This is a genomic window from Streptomyces sp. C36 (assembly GCF_040932295.1).
GTDB lineage: Bacteria > Actinomycetota > Actinomycetes > Streptomycetales > Streptomycetaceae > Streptomyces > Streptomyces triculaminicus.
The window spans coordinates 269,144-285,342 of record NZ_JBFQGI010000008.1 but is presented as its reverse complement, the minus strand read 5'-3'; the positions used below and the strand labels follow the sequence as shown (position 1 = coordinate 285,342).

13 protein-coding genes are annotated in these 16,199 nt (G+C 73.6%); 6 read left to right on the top strand and 7 right to left on the bottom strand.

Annotated elements, in window-relative coordinates; genetic code table 11:
* The first annotated feature begins 27 nt into the window (after window positions 1-27).
* Window positions 28-2,853 carry a DEAD/DEAH box helicase gene (locus AB4K12_RS24850; RefSeq protein ID WP_368436284.1) on the top strand — a complete coding sequence of 942 codons (2,826 nt, stop codon included), beginning with the start codon at window positions 28-30 and terminating at the stop codon, window positions 2,851-2,853.
* 42 nt (window positions 2,854-2,895) lie between these two features.
* On the opposite strand, the gene AB4K12_RS24845 is transcribed toward AB4K12_RS24850, so the two are convergent.
* Window positions 2,896-3,858, bottom strand: coding sequence for a LysR family transcriptional regulator (locus tag AB4K12_RS24845; protein WP_368436282.1), 963 nt, complete (start codon window positions 3,856-3,858; stop codon window positions 2,896-2,898).
* Between the two features lie 70 nt (window positions 3,859-3,928).
* On the opposite strand from AB4K12_RS24845, the gene AB4K12_RS24840 reads away from it, so the two are divergent.
* Window positions 3,929-5,053 (top strand): TDT family transporter, encoded by a 1,125-nt coding sequence (locus AB4K12_RS24840; RefSeq protein WP_368436281.1) that lies wholly within the window; start codon window positions 3,929-3,931, stop codon window positions 5,051-5,053.
* Here the strand turns inward: AB4K12_RS24840 and AB4K12_RS24835 are convergent.
* Genes AB4K12_RS24835 through AB4K12_RS24825 form a run of 3 tightly spaced genes read right to left on the bottom strand, consistent with a single transcriptional unit; the run spans window position 4,980 to window position 8,626 of the window.
* Entirely contained in the window at window positions 4,980-5,750 is a 771-nt protein-coding gene (locus AB4K12_RS24835; protein ID WP_368436279.1) for a helical backbone metal receptor, read from the bottom strand. The two genes, AB4K12_RS24840 and AB4K12_RS24835, sit on opposite strands and share 74 nt — an antisense overlap.
* Before the next feature lie 22 nt (window positions 5,751-5,772).
* Window positions 5,773-7,584 carry an ABC transporter permease/substrate binding protein gene (locus AB4K12_RS24830; RefSeq protein ID WP_368436277.1) on the bottom strand — a complete coding sequence of 604 codons (1,812 nt, stop codon included), beginning with the start codon at window positions 7,582-7,584 and terminating at the stop codon, window positions 5,773-5,775.
* Window positions 7,577-8,626, bottom strand: a complete 1,050-nt coding sequence (locus AB4K12_RS24825; protein WP_368436274.1) for a glycine betaine/L-proline ABC transporter ATP-binding protein — start codon at window positions 8,624-8,626, stop codon at window positions 7,577-7,579. The genes AB4K12_RS24830 and AB4K12_RS24825 overlap by 8 nt, the downstream gene beginning before the upstream one ends.
* A 173-nt stretch (window positions 8,627-8,799) precedes the next feature.
* Here AB4K12_RS24825 and AB4K12_RS24820 point away from each other — a divergent pair, with 173 nt between their 5' ends.
* Genes AB4K12_RS24820 through AB4K12_RS24810 form a run of 3 tightly spaced genes read left to right on the top strand, consistent with a single transcriptional unit; the run spans window position 8,800 to window position 11,316 of the window.
* Window positions 8,800-9,705, top strand: coding sequence for a 5'-3' exonuclease H3TH domain-containing protein (locus AB4K12_RS24820; RefSeq protein ID WP_368436536.1), 906 nt, complete (start codon window positions 8,800-8,802; stop codon window positions 9,703-9,705).
* A gap of 56 nt (window positions 9,706-9,761) precedes the next feature.
* Window positions 9,762-10,619, top strand: a complete 858-nt coding sequence (locus tag AB4K12_RS24815; RefSeq protein ID WP_368436273.1) for a siderophore-interacting protein — start codon at window positions 9,762-9,764, stop codon at window positions 10,617-10,619.
* 55 nt (window positions 10,620-10,674) lie between these two features.
* Complete coding sequence (locus AB4K12_RS24810; protein ID WP_368436272.1) at window positions 10,675-11,316, top strand: hypothetical protein; 642 nt, start codon at window positions 10,675-10,677, stop codon at window positions 11,314-11,316.
* A 343-nt stretch (window positions 11,317-11,659) separates the two neighbouring features.
* On the opposite strand, the gene AB4K12_RS24805 is transcribed toward AB4K12_RS24810, so the two are convergent.
* The 3 genes from AB4K12_RS24805 to AB4K12_RS24795 form a co-directional block, all read right to left on the bottom strand.
* Window positions 11,660-12,409: a gamma-glutamyl-gamma-aminobutyrate hydrolase family protein gene (locus tag AB4K12_RS24805; RefSeq protein ID WP_368436270.1), complete on the bottom strand. Its 750-nt coding sequence runs from the start codon at window positions 12,407-12,409 to the stop codon at window positions 11,660-11,662.
* 29 nt (window positions 12,410-12,438) lie between these two features.
* Entirely contained in the window at window positions 12,439-13,911 is a 1,473-nt protein-coding gene (eat, locus tag AB4K12_RS24800; protein ID WP_368436268.1) for an ethanolamine permease, read from the bottom strand.
* A 121-nt stretch (window positions 13,912-14,032) separates the two neighbouring features.
* The gene (locus AB4K12_RS24795; protein WP_368436535.1) at window positions 14,033-14,743 is read right to left on the bottom strand and encodes a FadR/GntR family transcriptional regulator; all 711 of its coding nucleotides are present in this window, start codon (window positions 14,741-14,743) and stop codon (window positions 14,033-14,035) included.
* Window positions 14,744-14,831: 88 nt separating this feature from the next.
* Between AB4K12_RS24795 and AB4K12_RS24790 the strand changes: the two genes are divergently transcribed.
* Window positions 14,832-16,199, top strand: coding sequence for a glutamine synthetase family protein (locus tag AB4K12_RS24790; protein WP_368436266.1), 1,368 nt, complete (start codon window positions 14,832-14,834; stop codon window positions 16,197-16,199).

Here is a 16,199-nt window from a genome sequence, read left to right as displayed (position 1 = left end):
GAGGTCCCCGGTAGGCTCGTAGACAAGATGACCGACGACATGTCCCCTGCTGAGCGCTACGCCCTGGCACGGCAGCGCGCCGCGGAGCAGGCCACCGCGCTCGCCCCCTTCCGCGAGATGTACGAATTCGAGCTTGACCCCTTCCAGATAGAGGCCTGCAAGGCCCTGGAGGCCGGGAAGGGAGTGCTGGTCGCGGCACCGACCGGCTCCGGAAAGACCATCGTGGGCGAGTTCGCCGTCCACCTGGCCCTCACCCAGGGCCGCAAGTGCTTCTACACCACGCCGATCAAGGCCCTGTCCAACCAGAAGTACAACGACCTGGTCCGGCGCTACGGCGCCGCCAAGGTCGGCCTCCTGACCGGCGACAACAGCGTCAACGCCGACGCCCCCGTGCTGGTGATGACCACCGAGGTCCTGCGCAACATGCTCTACGCGGGCTCGCAGGCGCTCATAGGCCTCGGCCACGTGGTCATGGACGAGGTGCACTACCTCTCCGACCGCTTCCGCGGCGCCGTCTGGGAAGAGGTGATCATCCACCTCCCCGAGTCGGTGACGCTGGTCTCCCTGTCGGCCACCGTCTCCAACGCCGAGGAGTTCGGCGACTGGCTGGACACCGTCCGCGGCGACACCGAGGTGATCGTCGCCGAGGAGCGCCCCGTCCCGCTGTGGCAGCACGTGCTGGCCGGCCGGCGGATGTACGACCTCTTCGAGGAGGAGACCGACCACGGCGGCCGCGGCGCCGCCCGCCGCGAGGTCAACCCCGACCTGCTGCGCATGGCCCGCATGGAGAACAGCCGCGTCTACAACCCCCGCGAGCGCCGCCGCGGCAAGATGGTGCGCGAGGCCGACCGCGAGCGCGAGCGCCGCCAGCGCAGCCGCATCTGGACCCCAGGCCGCCCCGAGGTCATCGAGCGCCTGGACGCCGAGGGCCTGCTGCCCGCCATCACCTTCATCTTCAGCCGCGCCGGCTGCGAGGCCGCCGTCCAGCAGTGCCTCTACGCCGGCCTGCGGCTCAACGACGACGCGGCCCGCGCCCGGGTCCGCGAGATCGTCGAGGAGCGCTGCGCCCCCATCCCGGACGAGGACCTGCACGTCCTGGGCTACTTCGAATGGCTCGAGGGGCTCGAGCGGGGCATCGCCGCCCACCACGCGGGCATGCTGCCGACCTTCAAGGAGGTCGTCGAGGAGCTCTTCGTCAAGGGCCTGGTCAAGGCCGTCTTCGCCACCGAGACCCTGGCCCTGGGCATCAACATGCCCGCCCGCACCGTGGTCCTGGAGAAGCTCGTCAAGTGGAACGGCGAGCAGCACGCCGACATCACCCCCGGCGAGTACACCCAGCTCACCGGCCGCGCCGGCCGCCGAGGCATCGACATCGAGGGCCACGCGGTCGTCCTGTGGCAGCGCGCCATGGACCCCGCCGCGCTGGCCGGCCTGGCCGGCACGCGCACGTACCCGCTGCGCTCCAGCTTCAAGCCGTCGTACAACATGGCGGTCAACCTGGTCTCGCAGTTCGGCCGGCACCGCTCGCGCGAGCTGCTGGAGACCTCCTTCGCCCAGTTCCAGGCGGACAAGTCGGTCGTCGGCATCTCGCGTCAGGTGCAGAAGAACGAGGAGGGCCTCGCCGGGTACCGCCAGGCCATCGAGTGCCACCTCGGCGACTTCGAGGAGTACGCCCGCCTGCGCCGCGACCTGAAGGACCGTGAGACCGAGCTGGCCAAGCAGGGAGCGGTCCAGCGGCGGGCCGCCGCGTCCGCCTCGCTGGAGCGGCTCAAGCCGGGCGACGTCATCCACGTCCCCACCGGCAAGTACGCCGGCCTCGCGCTCGTGCTCGACCCGGGCGTGGCCCCCGCCCGCACCGACCGCCACCGCGGCTACGACCACCACGAGGGCCCGCGCCCGCTCGTCCTGACCGCCGAGCGGCAGGTCAAGCGGCTCGCCTCGATCGACTTCCCGGTGCCGGTCGAGCCGCTGGAGCGGATGCGCATCCCCAGGTCCTTCAACCCGCGCAGCCCGCAGTCCCGCCGCGACCTCGCCTCCGCGCTGCGCACCAAGGCCGGTCACCTCGATCCCGGCCGGCAGCGGCGGGGTCGGGCCGCGGCCGCCGACGACACCGAGATCGCCCGGCTGCGCACCGCCCTCCGCGCGCATCCCTGCCACGGCTGCGACGAGCGCGAGGACCACGCCCGCTGGGCCGAGCGCTACCACCGCCTGCAGCGCGACACCCGGCAGCTGGAGCGGCGCATCGAGGGCCGGACGAACACCATCGCCCGGACCTTCGACCGCATCTGCGCGCTGCTCACCGAGCTGGGCTATCTCCACGGCGACGAGGTCACCGAGAACGGCCGCCGGCTGGCCCGGCTCTACGGCGAGCTGGACCTGCTGGCCTCCGAGTGCCTGCGCGACGGCGTCTGGGACGGCCTGAAGCCGGCCGAGCTCGCGGCGTGCGCCTCGGCGCTGGTCTACGAGGCCCGCGCCGCCGACGACGCGGCCCCGCCGAAGCTGCCCTCGGGCGCGGCGCAGGACGCCCTCGGCGAGATGGTCCGCATCTGGGGCCGGCTCGACGCCCTGGAGGAGCAGCACAAGATCAACCAGACGGAGGGCGTCGGCCAGCGCGAGCCGGACCTCGGCTTCGCCTGGCCCGCCTACCGCTGGGCCCTGGGCCACGGCCTGGACGAGGTGCTGCGGGAGATCGACATGCCGGCGGGCGACTTCGTGCGCTGGACGAAGCAGCTGATCGACGTCCTCGGCCAGATCGCGGCGGCGGCCCCGCCCGGCAGCCCGGTCGCGCGCAACGCGCGCAAGGCCGTCGAAGGACTGCTGCGTGGCGTCGTGGCGTACTCGTCGGTGGGCTGAATCCGCCTCAGGGCGTGTCTGATGCCCCGGACGGGCCGGTGCTCACCGGCCCGTCCGGGGCTCCTCCGCGTCCGCCGGGCGCGAGCGCGTCAGTCCCAGCAGGTCACGCGCCGGCCCCACCGGCCGGTGGCCCGTCGGCCACACCGCGCGCAGCGCACGCCGCAGGGGGACGTCCGCCACCGGGATCTCCACCAGGCGCCGCCCCGCCAGCTCCTCGCCGATCGCGAGTTCGCTGATGACCGAGGGGCCCGCCCCGCTGACCACCGCGGCCTTCGCCGCCGTCGTCGAGGCCAGCTCCAGCAGCGGCTCGGCCGCCGCGAGCCCGCCGTGCGCGGCCAGTGCCGCGTCCAGGACCTGGCGCGTCCCCGACCCCCGCTCCCGAAGGATCAGGGGTGTCGCCGCCAGCTCGCCCGCGCTCAGCGCCGCCCGGCGGCGCGCCCAGGGGTGCTGCGGGGCGGTGACGACGACGAGCCGGTCGTGGCCGATCACCGTGCCGTCCAGGCCGGGCGGCACGTCCAGCCCCTCGACGAAACCAAGGTCCGCCTCCCCGGCGAGCAGCCGCGCGGCGACGGCGGTGGAGTTGCCGGCGAGCAGCGAGACGGCCGTGTCCGGCCGCTGCGTGCGCAGCGCGACCAGCCATCCCGGCAGCAGGTACTCGGCGATGGTCATGCTGGCGGCGACCCGCAGGCGCGCGTCGCGCCGCCCCCGCAGCGCCTGCGCGCCCGCGTCGAAGGCCTCGGCCGCCTCCACGATCCGCCGTGCCCAGTCCGTGACGAGCACCCCGGCGTCCGTCAGTCGCGAACCGCGTGGCGAGCGCTCCACCAGCGCGACCCCGAGCTGACGCTCCATGCCGCGCAGCCGGCCGCTCGCGGCGGGCTGGGTGATCCCCAGCTCCCTCGCCGCCCGCCCCAGGCTGCCCAGCCGGGCCACGGCGAGCAGCAGCTCGAGCGCCCCGAGGTCGGGCACCCGGTGCGCCAGCGGCACTCGGAACGGCTCCTGGGTCATCAGTCCAGCTTATGCCCTCATAGCCACATCGTCCCTGGTGAGGGCCTCGCCCCGGGGAGAGGGTGGAACCATGAGCACGCACAGCCACCCCACACCCCTGCGCCACCTCGGCCCCAACTGGTACGCCACCGTCATGGGCACCGCCATCGTCGCGTCCGCCGGGGCCGCCCTGCCCGTCCACGTGCCGGGCCTGCGCGGGGCGTACGAGGCGGTGTGGGCGCTGGCCGTGCTGCTCCTGCTCGCCCTCCTCGCCGCCCGCGCCGCCCACTGGGGCCGCCACCCCGACCAGGCCCGGCGGCACCTCGGCGACCCGGCCGTCGCGCCCTTCTACGGCTGCCTGGCGATGGCCGTGCTCGCCGTCGGCGGGGCCACGCTCTCCGTGGGCTCCGGGGTCGTCGGCGAGCGCGCGGCCGTGGCCGCCGACGCCGTGCTGTGGGTGGCCGGCACCGGCATCGGGCTGGCCGCGGCGGCGGCCATCCCGTATCTGATGGTCACCCGCCACCGGATAGCGCCGGGCGACGCCTCCCCGGTGTGGCTGCTGCCCGTCGTCGCGCCGATGGTCTCCGCCGCGCTCGGCCCCGCGCTCGTGCCGCACCTGCCGGCCGGACAGTGGCGGGAGGCGATGCTCCTGGGCTGCTACGCGCTGTTCGGCGCGAGCCTGCTGGCGACGCTCGTCATCCTGCCCGCCGTCGTCGCGCGCCTGATCCACCACGGGCCGCTGCCGCTCGCGCTGACCCCCACGCTCTTCCTCGTCCTCGGCCCGCTGGGCCAGTCCACGACGGCCGTGGGCAACCTCGCCGACGTCGCACCGGGAGCGGTCGCGGCCCCCTACGCCGACGCCCTGGCCGGCTTCGCGGTCCTCTACGGCGTGCCCGTCATGGGCTTCGCCCTGCTGTGGCTGGTCCTGGCGGCTGCCATGACCATCCGTGCCGTCCGCGGCGGCATGGGCTTCGCGATGACCTGGTGGGCCTTCACCTTCCCCGTCGGCACCTGCGTCACGGGCGCCGCCGGCCTCGCCCGGCACACCGGGCTGACCGCCCTGACCTGGGTGGCGGTCGGGCTGTACGCCCTGCTGGTGACGGCGTGGGCCCTGGCTGCGGCCCGCACGGCGGCCGGGCTGGTCAGTGGCCGGCTGCTCGCAGCGCCGCGCCCAGCACCGCCGGCGCCCGCACGAGCGATGGCCCGTACCACGTGAGATGACGCCCGCTGACGAGCGCGGACGGCAGGCCGGGGAAGGACTCCGGCCCGTCGTCCGCGCCGAAGCGGTACGGCTCGTCGGGCAGCACGACCAGCTCGGCGCCGCAGGAGTTGAGCTCCTCGAGCGGGATGCGCGGGTAGCGCTCGCCGTGCCCGGCGTGGACGTTGGCCACCCCGAGGCGGGCGAGGACGTCGCCGGCGAAGGTGTCCCGGCCCAGCACCATCCAGGGCCTGCGCCACACGGGCACGACGGCCCGCGTCAGGGGCCCCTCCGCCCGTACGTCGCGCCACGCGTCGCGCGCGTCGTCGAGCCAGCCGGGACGGGCCAGCCGACAGCCGCGCACCAGGACGCGCTCCAGCTCGGCGAACGCCTGCTCGAGCGTGCGGACTTCGGTGACCAGGACGTTCAGCCCGGCCGCCCGCAGGGCGCCGAGGTCGGGGGCGCGGTTCTCCTCCTCGTTGGCGACGACGAGGCCGGGGGCCAGGGCCACGATCCGTGCCACGTCGGGGTTCTTGGTGCCCCTGACGCGGACGACGTCGAGGTCCGCGGGGTGTTCGCACCAGTCGGTGGCCCCGACCAGCAGCTCCGGCGCCGTGGCGGCCACGGCCTCGGTCAGCGAGGGGACCAGGGAGACGACGCGGCGTACGGCGGGGCGAACCCTGGACGCGGGACACGTCGGGGTCGTCGGGGTCACCGCCCCACCGTACGCCTGTTCGTCAGTTGCCGGCAGGCGCCATCCTGTCGGCGTAGCCCGGGTGGGCGTCGAGCCAGCGGCGGGCGGACTCCTTCTCCTTGCCCTTGCCGCCGTTCTGGATCTCCGCCTCGAGCGAGGAGAGGTCCTTCTCGGTCATACGGAAGTTCTTCATCCACTCCGCGACGCGCGGGAAGTCCTGGGCGAAGTCCTTCTTGCCCACCGCGTGGATCTCCTCGCCCTTGCCCCAGGCGCCCTTGGGGTCCTTGAGCTTCTTCAGGTCGTGGGTGCCGTACGCCCAGTGCGGCGACCAGAGCGTGGTGACGATGGGCTCCTTCTTCTTGATGGCCCGGTCGAGGTCGGCGAGCATCGCGGAGGTGGAGGACGAGACGACCTTGTACTCGCCGTCCAGACCGTACTCCTTGAGCACCGTGTCGTTGAGCCGGGACATCATGCCGGCGCTGGCCTCGATGCCGGTGATCTTGCCGCCGAACAGCGCGCCCTTGCCCTTGAGGTCCGCCAGGGAGTCGACGCCCTTGACGTAGGAGGGCACGGACAGCTCCAGCGAGGTGGGGCCGTACCAGGAGCCGAGGTCGGCGAGCTTGTCGCCGTAGCGGTCCATGTACTGCTTGTGGGTCGTGGGCAGCCAGGCGTCGAACTGCAGGTCCATCTGGCCCTGCGCGAGGGCGGTGTAGAGCGGGCCCGGGTCGAGCTGCTGGACGGTCGGCCTGTAGCCGCGGTCCTCGAGGACGTTCTGCCAGAGGTAGGTGGAGGCGACCGCCTCGTCCCAGGGGAAGTACCCGAGCTTGATGCTCTTGCCCCGGCCGACGTTCTGGCCGGCGGCCACGCTCTGCCGGCCGTCGTCGCCGCCGACCAGGCGCAGGCCGCCGCCGAGGAGCGCGAGGACGACGATGCCGACGGTGGCCACCGCCGTGCCGGGACGGTAGCGCAGGAACGCGGGGGTGGCCCGGCGCGCCGAGGCGGCGGCCTTGGCCGAGGCCCGGCGGCCGAGCGGGGAGACCCGTCGGCCGAGCGCGCCGGTGATGCGGTCGAGGTACATGGCGAGGACGACGACCGCGAGGCCGCTCTCGACGCCGCCGCCGATGTCGACCTTGGTGACGGCGGAGTACACGGCCTCGCCGAGACCGCCGGCGCCGGCCATGCCGGCGATGACGACCATGGACAGCGCCAGCATGATCACCTGGTTGACGCCCGCCATGATGGTGGGCAGGGCCAGCGGGAGCTGGACGCGCACGAGGGTGTCGCGCGGGGTGGTGCCGAAGGCCCGGGCGGCCTCGACGAGTTCGCCGTCGACCTGGCGGATGCCGAGCTCGGTCATCCGCACGCCAGGGGGCATCGAGAAGACGATGGTGGCGATCAGGCCGGGGATGGGCCCGATGGAGAAGAACATCACGCCCGGGATCAGGTAGACGAAGGCGGGCATCGTCTGCATGACGTCCAGTACGGGCCGCAGCACCCCGCTCACCCGGCGGGAGCGCGCCGCCCAGATGCCGAGGGGGACGGCCACGAGCAGGGTGATGAGGCTGGCGACGAGGACGAGCGAGAGCGTCGCCGTCGCCTCGTCCCACAGCCCGAAGGAGTCGATCAGCGCGAGCCCGGCGAAGGCGAGCACGCCGGCGGCCAGTCCGCGCAGCCACCAGGCGAGGACGGCGAGGATGCCGGCGGTGATCAGCGCGTCGGGCGCGCCGATGACGGCGTCGACGCCCTCGTACAGGCCGGTCAGCACGGTGTTGACGGCGTCGAAGAGCCAGGAGAGGTGCGTCTGCAGCCAGCCGACGGAGCTCTCCGCCCAGCCGCCGAGGTCGATGCTAGGCACGGGCGGTCACCTCCTCGGTGGTGGTGCGGGGTTGTTCGCCCAGCGCGGCCAGCAGTCCCTCGCGGGTGACGACGCCGGCCGGTTCGCCGTCCTCGCCGGTGACGGCGACGGGGGAGCCGCTGCGGGAGAGGGGCGCGAAGAGCTCGGCCACGGGCGTGCCGGCGTCGACGGTGGTGGCGGTGGCCGGGACGGCGGCGGACGGCTCGTCCATGATCGAACCGGCGGTGAGCACGCGGGAGCGGTCGACGTCCTGGATGAAGGAGGCGACGTAGTCGTCGGCGGGCCGCACGAGGATGTCCTCGGCGGTGCCGTTCTGCACGATCCGGCCGTCGCGCATGACGGCGATGCGGTCGCCCAGGCGCATGGCCTCGTTGAGGTCGTGGGTGATGAAGACGATGGTCTTCTTCAGCCGCTTCTGCAGGTCCAGCAGCTGGTCCTGCATGTCGCGCCGGATGAGGGGGTCCAGCGCGCTGAAGGACTCGTCCATCAGCAGCAGGTCGGCGTCGGTGGCCAGCGCGCGGGCGAGGCCGACGCGCTGCTGCATGCCGCCGGAGAGCTCGTCCGGCCAGGAGGTCTCCCAGCCGGCGAGGCCGGTCAGTTCCAGGGCCTCGGCCGCGCGCTCCTCGCGCTCGCGGCGCGGGACGCCGCGGACCTCGAGGCCGTAGGCGGCGTTCTCCAGCACGCTGCGGTGCGGGAAGAGGGCGAAGTGCTGGAAGACCATGCTGATGTTGCTCGAGCGCACCTCGCGCAGCTCGCGCGGGGACAGCGCGGTCAGGTCGCGGCCGTCGTAGCGGACGCTGCCGGAGGTCGGCTCCAGCAGTCCGTTGAGCATGCGCAGCAGCGTGGACTTGCCGGATCCGGAGAGCCCCATCACCACGAAGATCTGGCCGGCCTCGACCTCGAACGACGCGTCGATCACCGCCGCGGTGGTGCCGTCGGCGCGCAGCTCGTCGCGGCTCGCGCCGTCCTCGAGCCGTCGGACGGCGGCTTCGGGTCGTCTGCCGAACACCTTGTACAGGTGCTCGGCCTTCAGCCTGGACACATAGACCTCTCGGGTTGAACTCGTTCCCGCCCGCCTCCCCCAACCGGGCCGGGCCACTCCGGGCTCGCGCCTGCCCCGGGCCATTAAGGGCAAACCGAACAGTGATCCACTTCACATCCCGGTGCGGCGCTGTCGGTGGCGTGCGGCATGATCGAGCCGTGACCCGACGCCTGATGCTCCTCGACACCGCCTCCCTGTACTTCCGCGCCTATTACGGGGTGCCGGACTCGGTGAAGGCCCCCGACGGCACGCCCGTGAACGCGGTGCGCGGCCTGCTGGACTTCATCGCCCGCCTGGTCCAGGATCGCCACCCCGACGACCTGGTGGCCTGCATGGACTTCGACTGGCGGCCGCACTGGCGGGTCGAGCTGATCCCCTCGTACAAGGCGCACCGGGTGGCGGAGGAGACGACGTCCGGCCCCGACGAGGAGGAGGTGCCGGACACCCTCTCCCCGCAGGTGCCGGTGATCGAGGCCGTGCTGGACGCGATCGGCATCGCGCGCGTGGGGGCGGCGGGGTACGAGGCCGACGACGTGATCGGCACGCTGACCGGGCGGGCGGCGGGCCCGGTGGACATCGTCACCGGCGACCGCGACCTCTATCAGCTCGTCGACGACCGGCGCGGGATCCGGGTGCTGTACCCGGTCAAGGGCGTGGGCACGCTGAACGTCGTGGACGAGGCGGTGCTGCGGGAGAAGTACGGGGTGGACGGCCCGGGCTACGCCGACCTGGCGCTGCTGCGCGGCGACCCCAGCGACGGGCTGCCGGGAGTTCCCGGGATCGGGGAGAAGACGGCCGCGAAGCTGCTGGCCTCCTTCGGCGACCTGGCCGGGATCATGGCGGCGGTCGACGACCCGGCGGCGAAGGTCACCCCGGCGCAGCGCAGGCGGCTGGACGAGGCCCGCCCCTATCTGGCGGTGGCGCCGAAGGTGGTGCGGGTCGCCTCGGACGTGCCGCTGGCACCCTTCGACGCGGCGCTGCCGGCCGCTCCCCGCGATCCGGCCGGCCTCGAGGAGCTCTCGGCGCGCTGGGGGCTGGGCGGATCCCTGCAGCGGCTGCTCTCCTCTCTTCCCGGGTGAGATGTTAGGTTAGGCAGGCCTAACTTATCGTGATCAGGGGATCAGGGGAGAACGCCATGGCAGACCGTCCCGTCCGCAAGAAGCCGCAGCTCACGCAGGCGCACGTGGTCCGCACCGAGCGGATCGCGCCGCACATGGTGCGGGTGGTCCTCGGCGGCGAGGCCCTCGCGGACTTCGGCGCCGGTGAGTGCACCGACCACTACGTCAAGCTGCTCTTCCCGGTGCCGGGCGTGGCCTACCCGGAGCCCTTCGACATGGAGGTCATCCGCGGCGACCTGCCGCGCGACCAGTGGCCGCGCACGCGCACGTACACCGTGCGCTCCTTCGACCGCGCGGCCCGCGAGCTGGTGATCGACTTCGTCGTCCACGGCGACGAGGGCCTGGCCGGCCCGTGGGCCGCGGCGGCGCGGCCGGGCGACGAGATCCGCATGCTGGGCCCCGGTGGCGCGTACGCCCCGGACCCGGCCGCCGGCTGGCACCTGCTGGCGGGCGACGAGAGCGCGCTGCCCGCGATCGCCGCGTCCCTCGAGGCGATGCCGGAGGGCGCGGTCGTGCGGGCCTTCGTCGAGATCGCCGACGAGAGCGAGGAGCAGAAGCTGGAGCTGCCCGCCGGCGTGGAGGTCACCTGGCTGCACCGCGGCGGCTCCCCGGTGGGCGAGGCCCTGGTCGCGGCCGTGCGCTCGCTGGACTTCCCGGCCGGGGACGTGCAGGCCTTCGTGCACGGCGAGGCCGGGTTCGTGAAGGAGCTGCGGCGTCACCTGCGCATGGAGCGCGAGGTGCCGCGCGAGCGGCTGTCCATCTCGGGCTACTGGCGGCGCGGCCACGACGAGGACGGCTGGCAGGCCTCCAAGCGCGAGTGGAACCAGCAGGTGGAGGTGGAGCAGGAGGGCGGCCCCGCGACCGCCGCCGGCTGAGGCCGGAGGTGACCTGACGGACCGTCCGCCACGGCCGCTCTCGTATTCTCGCCGCATGAACCCTGCCCGGACCTCGCTGGCGGCCCTGGCCGCGGCGGCCCTCGTCCTCACGGCCGCCCCCGGCGCCGCCGCGGACCCCTCCCTGTCCGACTCCGAGAGCTCGATATCGAGCGGTGCCCCCACCCAGCGCGGCCGCGAGGTGGTCTTCACCGTGACCACCGGGCAGACCACGCTCGACGAGCACGACGGCTATCTGACCGTCGAGTCGCCGGCGTTCGCCAAGAAGCTCACGCTGCGGGCGAAACGTTTCCAGGAGGGCAAGAACGGCGAGCTCTACACCAAGGTCGCGGGCATGGTGCTGTGCGACATCGAGCCCGGCACCTACCCCGTGGAGCTCAGGGACGGCGGCGAGGACGAGCCGGCGGACTCCGTCGAGCTGACGGTCGTCTCCGCGATGGACCCGGGCAACCGCGAGTTCTGCGCCGGCCCCGCCGACTACGACTCCGCCGTCGACAGGACCAGCGAGACGGCGCCGGACGAGGACGAGGAGGAGGACGGGGGCGTCACCCTGGGCGAGCTCGCCGCCGTCATCGCCGGCACGGCGGCCCTGGCCGCCGCCCTCGCGGCGACGGCCACCTATCTCCTCACCCGGCGGCGTCGCGGCAAGGGGCCGGAGGGGCCGGACACCCCGGCGTGACCGCCGGACGGGAACGGCACCCGGCCCCACCCGCCCGGGTGGACCGCGCCCAAAGCCCGGACGCCGGGGCGCCGGGCCGGGAACGATGCCGGGCATGCCGGCCGACCCTCACCCCGCGCCCCGTGCCCCTCTCGTGCGGTGCAACCGCTGCCACCACCCCCTGTGGTGGGACCTGACGCCGGGGCGGCCCCCGTGCTGGTACTGCTCGCCGTGCGGGCACCCGGCGGAGCGCAGGATCAACGCCGCCGCCGTCCCGCCCCCGTGCCCCCGGGGGTGTTCCTCGCCGGTCACCGAGATCCGGGACGGGGCGCGGCGGCACATCTGCCACTGAACGCCGCGGGCGTCACCGGCGCGAGGCCGCCGCCCGCACCAGCGCCTGGGCCAGGCGCAGGTCGTCCCGGGCCTCGGGGTGCCACTGGACGCCCAGGGCGAAGCGGTCGCCCGGGTACTCGAGGGCCTCCACCGTGCCGTCCTCCGCGTGGGCCGTGGCCGTCAGCCCGTCGCCCAGCCGGGCCACCGCCTGGTGGTGGTGGGTGGCCACGTCGAGGGCGTCGGGCAGCAACCGGGCGGTCAGCGTGCCCGGGACCGGCTTGACGAGGTGGCCGGTGAAGACGCCCGCCCGGGGGTTGTGGGCGTCGTGGCCCACCTCGTCCGGGAGGTGCTGCAGCAGCGTGCCGCCCGCGTGGACGTTCATCAGCTGCATGCCGCGGCACACGCCCAGCACCGGAACGCCCTGGTCCAGCGCGGCGGCCAGCAGGGCCAGCTCCCAGCGGTCGCGTTCGGGGACGGCCGCGCCGGTGCGCGGGTGGGGCTCCTCGCCGTACAGGGCCGGGTCCAGGTCCTCGCCGCCGGCGAGCACCAGGCCGTCCAGCCGGCCGATCACGGAGGCGGCGGCCGCCGGGTCGTCCGGCGGCAGCATCACCGCCAGGCCGCCGGAGCGCTGGACGTACTCGGGGTAGGCGGCCGGGAGCAGGGCCGCGGGCAGGTCCCACGCCACCCCCCAGCGGGCCCGGGTGAGGTAGGTGGTGACGCCGATCAAGGGTGTCCCGTCGGACCGTGACCGGGGCGGCTGTGACTGAACGTTCAATTCCATGGTCCTTTCCTGCCTGTCGCGCCCGCGCGTCAATCGCGGGCCAGTTCCGCTTCCGCCCGGGCCAGCGCCGCGAACTCCTCCTCGGGTGCGCTCGCCACCAGGCGGTGCCGGCTGTAGAGGGCGAAGTACGCCGCGGCGACGGCGTACACGCCGAGCGCGATCAGGGCCGCCGTCACGTCCACCAGGAACGTGGCCACCAGTGCCGAGCAGGCCAGCAGGAACGCCACCGTCGAGGTCACGGTCCCGCCCGGCGTGCGGTAGGGCCGGGCCAGGCCCGGCTCACGGCGGCGCAGCACGATGTGGGAGAGCGACATCAGCGCGTACGAGATGGTGGCGCCGAACACGGCGACGTTGAGCATCCGCGCCCCGTCGCCGCTGGCGGCGGCCAGGGCGAAGCCGAGCGTGCCCGGTACCAGCAGGCCCAGCCAGGGGGCCTTGCGCCGGCTGGTGAGGGAGAGGAAGCGGGGGAGGTAGCCGGCCCGGGAGAGGGCGAAGAGCTGACGGGAGCCGGCGTAGATGAGGGAGAAGAAGGAGGCCACCAGGCCGGCCAGCCCCGCGTAGTTGACGATCCGGCCGAGGGTGGTGGGCCGGCCGTCCGGCTGCAGCGCGGCGACCAGCGGATTGCCCGCGTCCTTGATGGCGTCGGCCCCGCCCGCCCCGGTGGAGGCGAGGAAGGTCACCAGGGCCAGGACCAGCAGGATGCCCATCGAGGTGGCCATGGCCCTGGGCAGCGTACGCGCCGGGTCGCGGGTCTCCTCGGCGGCCAGCGGCACGCCCTCGACGCCGAGGAAGAACCACATGCCGAAGGGGAACGCCGCCCAGATGCCCAGCAGCCCGAACGGCAGCCAGGACGAGGACCCGAAGGCGTGCGGGTCGGCGGGGATGTCGTTGAGGCGGGCGGCGTCGAAGTCGGTGAAGGCCCCCACGGCGAAGACGACCAGGGCGGCCACCGCCACGCCCGTGACGACGAAGCTGAACCGCAGCGCCTCGCCGACGCCCCACAGGTGGATGCCGATGAAGAGCGCGAAGCAGGCGAGATAGACCGGCCAGGAGGAGGTGAGGCCGAACAGGTGGAGGGATTCGACGTAGTCGCCGATGAAGAGGGAGATGGCGGCGGGGGCCAGGACGTACTCGATGAGGATGGCGGTCCCGGTCAGGAAGCCGCCCCAGGGGCCGAGGGCCCGGCGTGCGAAGCCGTAACCGCCGCCCGCCGTGGGGAGGATGGCGGCGAGCTCGGCCAGGGCGAAGACCATACAGGTGTACATCAGGCCCATCAGGGCGGCGGCGACGGCGAGTCCGCCGAATCCGCCCTGGGCCAGGCCGAAGTTCCAGCCGGAGAAGTCGCCGGAGACGACGTAGGCGACGCCCAGGCCCGTGAGCAGGAGGGGTCCGGCGCTGCCCCGGCGCAGGGTGCGCCGGTCGAGGTAGCCGGTGGATCCGGGGGAGCCGCCGGGCGGGGCGGCGGGGGGCGGTGCGCTGGGGGAGTCCGTGCGATCGGCCATGAGCCGCTCCTGCCTGGAAATGCCGGGGGGCAAAGGTTTTGCGCCATACCTTTGCCCCGGCGGCGGCCGCAACGCAACCCCTGTGCGTTAAACCCGGGTTACTTCCCCTCTCCCGCGCCGGTCACGCCAGGAAGCCGCGCAGCAGCGCCGCGGTGCCGCAGCAGTGCTCGCGCATCACCTCGCGCGCACCGTCCGCGTCCCGGTCCAGCACCGCCTCCACCAGCGCGGTGTGCTGCCGCTGCGAGTGCTCGAGGTTGCGTACGAGCAGCGGGATGCCGTCCAGCAGGTCGTTGACGGTGGCGCGGACGGCGGCGTACTGCGCGGCCAGCGTCGCCGACCCCGACAGCTCGGCCAGCGTCAGGTGCAGCAGGGTGTCCAGGCGGCGGTAGTCGGCCAGCGGCGCGTCGTGGGTGGCGGCCAGCGCGGCGCGCAGCCGCCGCGTCTGCTCGCCGGTCAGCCCATGGGTCGCGCACAGGCCGGCCGCGCCCACCTCCAGCACCTCGCGGAAGCGCAGGGTGTCCTCGACGTCCACCGCCGCGACCCGGCGCCGCACCTCCTCCTCGCTCGCCGAGCGCGTCCTGGCCAGCACGAACGTCCCGCCGTAGCGGCCGCGCCGGCTCTCCACCAGCCCCTGGTCCTGCAGCACCTTCAGCACCTCGCGCAGCGTCACCCGGCTGATGTGCAGACGCTCGGCCAGTTCGCGTTCGGCGGGCAGCCGTTCGCCCTGGGGCACCAGTCCCAGCCGCACGATCTGCAGGATCTGCTCCAACGCCTCCTCGAAGCCGTTGCCGGCCCGGACGGGCCGCAGTACCGGCGCCAGCCGGTCGTCCATCTCGTGCCCGGTCATCATTCCCCCCTTCCCAATCAATGGTCTACGGCCCTACCTTAAGACCTCCGGCCGCACCGACAGGAGGCCCACCGTGGCAGACCGCACGCCCCCGCTCACGGTCGACGAGCTGCGCCGGCTCGTGGACACCGGGGAGATCGACACCGTCGTCCTCGCCTTCACGGACATGCAAGGACGGCTCCAGGGAAAGCGGTTCGCCGCCCGGTTCTTCCTCGACGACGTCCTCGAACACGGCACCGAGGGCTGCAACTACCTTCTCGCGGTGGACGTCGACCTCAACACCGTCGACGGCTACGCGATGTCGTCCTGGGAACGCGGCTACGGCGACTTCGCCATGCGCGGCGACCTCTCCACCCTGCGCCGCACGCCCTGGAACCCCGGCACCGCCCTGATGACCGCCGACCTGGCCTGGCACGACGGCACCCCCGTCGTCGCCTCCCCGCGCCAGATCCTGCGCCGCCAGCTGGACCGGCTCGCCGAGCACGGCTGGAGCGCCTACGCGGGCACCGAGCTGGAGTTCATCGTCTTCAAGGACACCTACGAAGCCGCCTGGAACCGCGGCTACCGCGAGCTGACCCCCGCCAACCAGTACAACAGCGACTACTCCGTCCTCGGCACCGGCCGCGTCGAACCCCTGCTCCGCCGCATCCGCAACGAGATGGGCGCCGCCGGCATGACGGTGGAGTCCGCCAAGGGCGAGTGCAACCTCGGCCAGCACGAGATCGCCTTCCGCTACGACGAGGCGCTGACCACCTGCGACCAGCACGTCGTCTACAAGACCGGCGCCAAGGAGATCGCCGCCCAGGAGGGCATGGCGCTCACCTTCATGGCCAAGTACAACGAGCGCGAGGGCAACTCCTGCCACATCCACCTCTCGCTGCGCGACGAGGCCGGGCGGCCCGTGCTCGCCGACGACTCCGGCCCGTACGGCATGTCCCCGCTGATGCGGCACTTCCTCGCCGGACAGCTCGCCGCGCTGCGCGACTTCACCCTCCTCTACGCCCCCAACATCAACTCCTACAAGCGCTTCCGGCCCGGCTCCTTCGCCCCCACCGCCGTCGCCTGGGGCCCCGACAACCGCACCTGCTCCCTGCGGGTCATCGGCCACGGCCACTCCCACCGCTTCGAGAACCGGCTGCCCGGCGGCGACGTCAACCCCTACCTCGCCGTCGCCGGCATGGTCGCCGCCGGGCTCTACGGCGTCGAGCACCGGCTCGAGCTGCCCGAGGCCTGTACCGGCAACGCCTACACGGGCGACGCGGCACACGTCCCCGCCACCCTGCGCGAGGCCGCCCAGCTGTGGGAGAACAGCCCGATGGCCCGCGAGGCCTTCGGCGACGACGTCGTCGAGCACTACCTGAACATGGCGCGTGTCGAGCAGGAGGCGTACGACACCGCCGTCACGGACTGGGAGCGGTTCCGCTCCTTCGAGCGGATGTAA

Bases quoted from the DNA above. Each gene is read 5' to 3' on its own strand.
- AB4K12_RS24840 (WP_368436281.1), top strand. From the start codon at position 3,929: ATGAGCACGCACAGCCACCCCACACCCCTGCGCCACCTCGGCCCCAAC.
- AB4K12_RS24810 (WP_368436272.1), top strand. From the start codon at position 10,675: ATGAACCCTGCCCGGACCTCGCTGGCGGCCCTGGCCGCGGCGGCCCTC.
- AB4K12_RS24815 (WP_368436273.1), top strand. From the start codon at position 9,762: ATGGCAGACCGTCCCGTCCGCAAGAAGCCGCAGCTCACGCAGGCGCAC.
- AB4K12_RS24845 (WP_368436282.1), bottom strand. From the start codon at position 3,858: ATGACCCAGGAGCCGTTCCGAGTGCCGCTGGCGCACCGGGTGCCCGAC.
- AB4K12_RS24795 (WP_368436535.1), bottom strand. From the start codon at position 14,743: ATGGACGACCGGCTGGCGCCGGTACTGCGGCCCGTCCGGGCCGGCAAC.
- AB4K12_RS24820 (WP_368436536.1), top strand. From the start codon at position 8,800: ATGCTCCTCGACACCGCCTCCCTGTACTTCCGCGCCTATTACGGGGTG.
- eat (WP_368436268.1), bottom strand. From the start codon at position 13,911: ATGGCCGATCGCACGGACTCCCCCAGCGCACCGCCCCCCGCCGCCCCG.
- AB4K12_RS24805 (WP_368436270.1), bottom strand. From the start codon at position 12,409: ATGGAATTGAACGTTCAGTCACAGCCGCCCCGGTCACGGTCCGACGGG.
- AB4K12_RS24850 (WP_368436284.1), top strand. From the start codon at position 28: ATGACCGACGACATGTCCCCTGCTGAGCGCTACGCCCTGGCACGGCAG.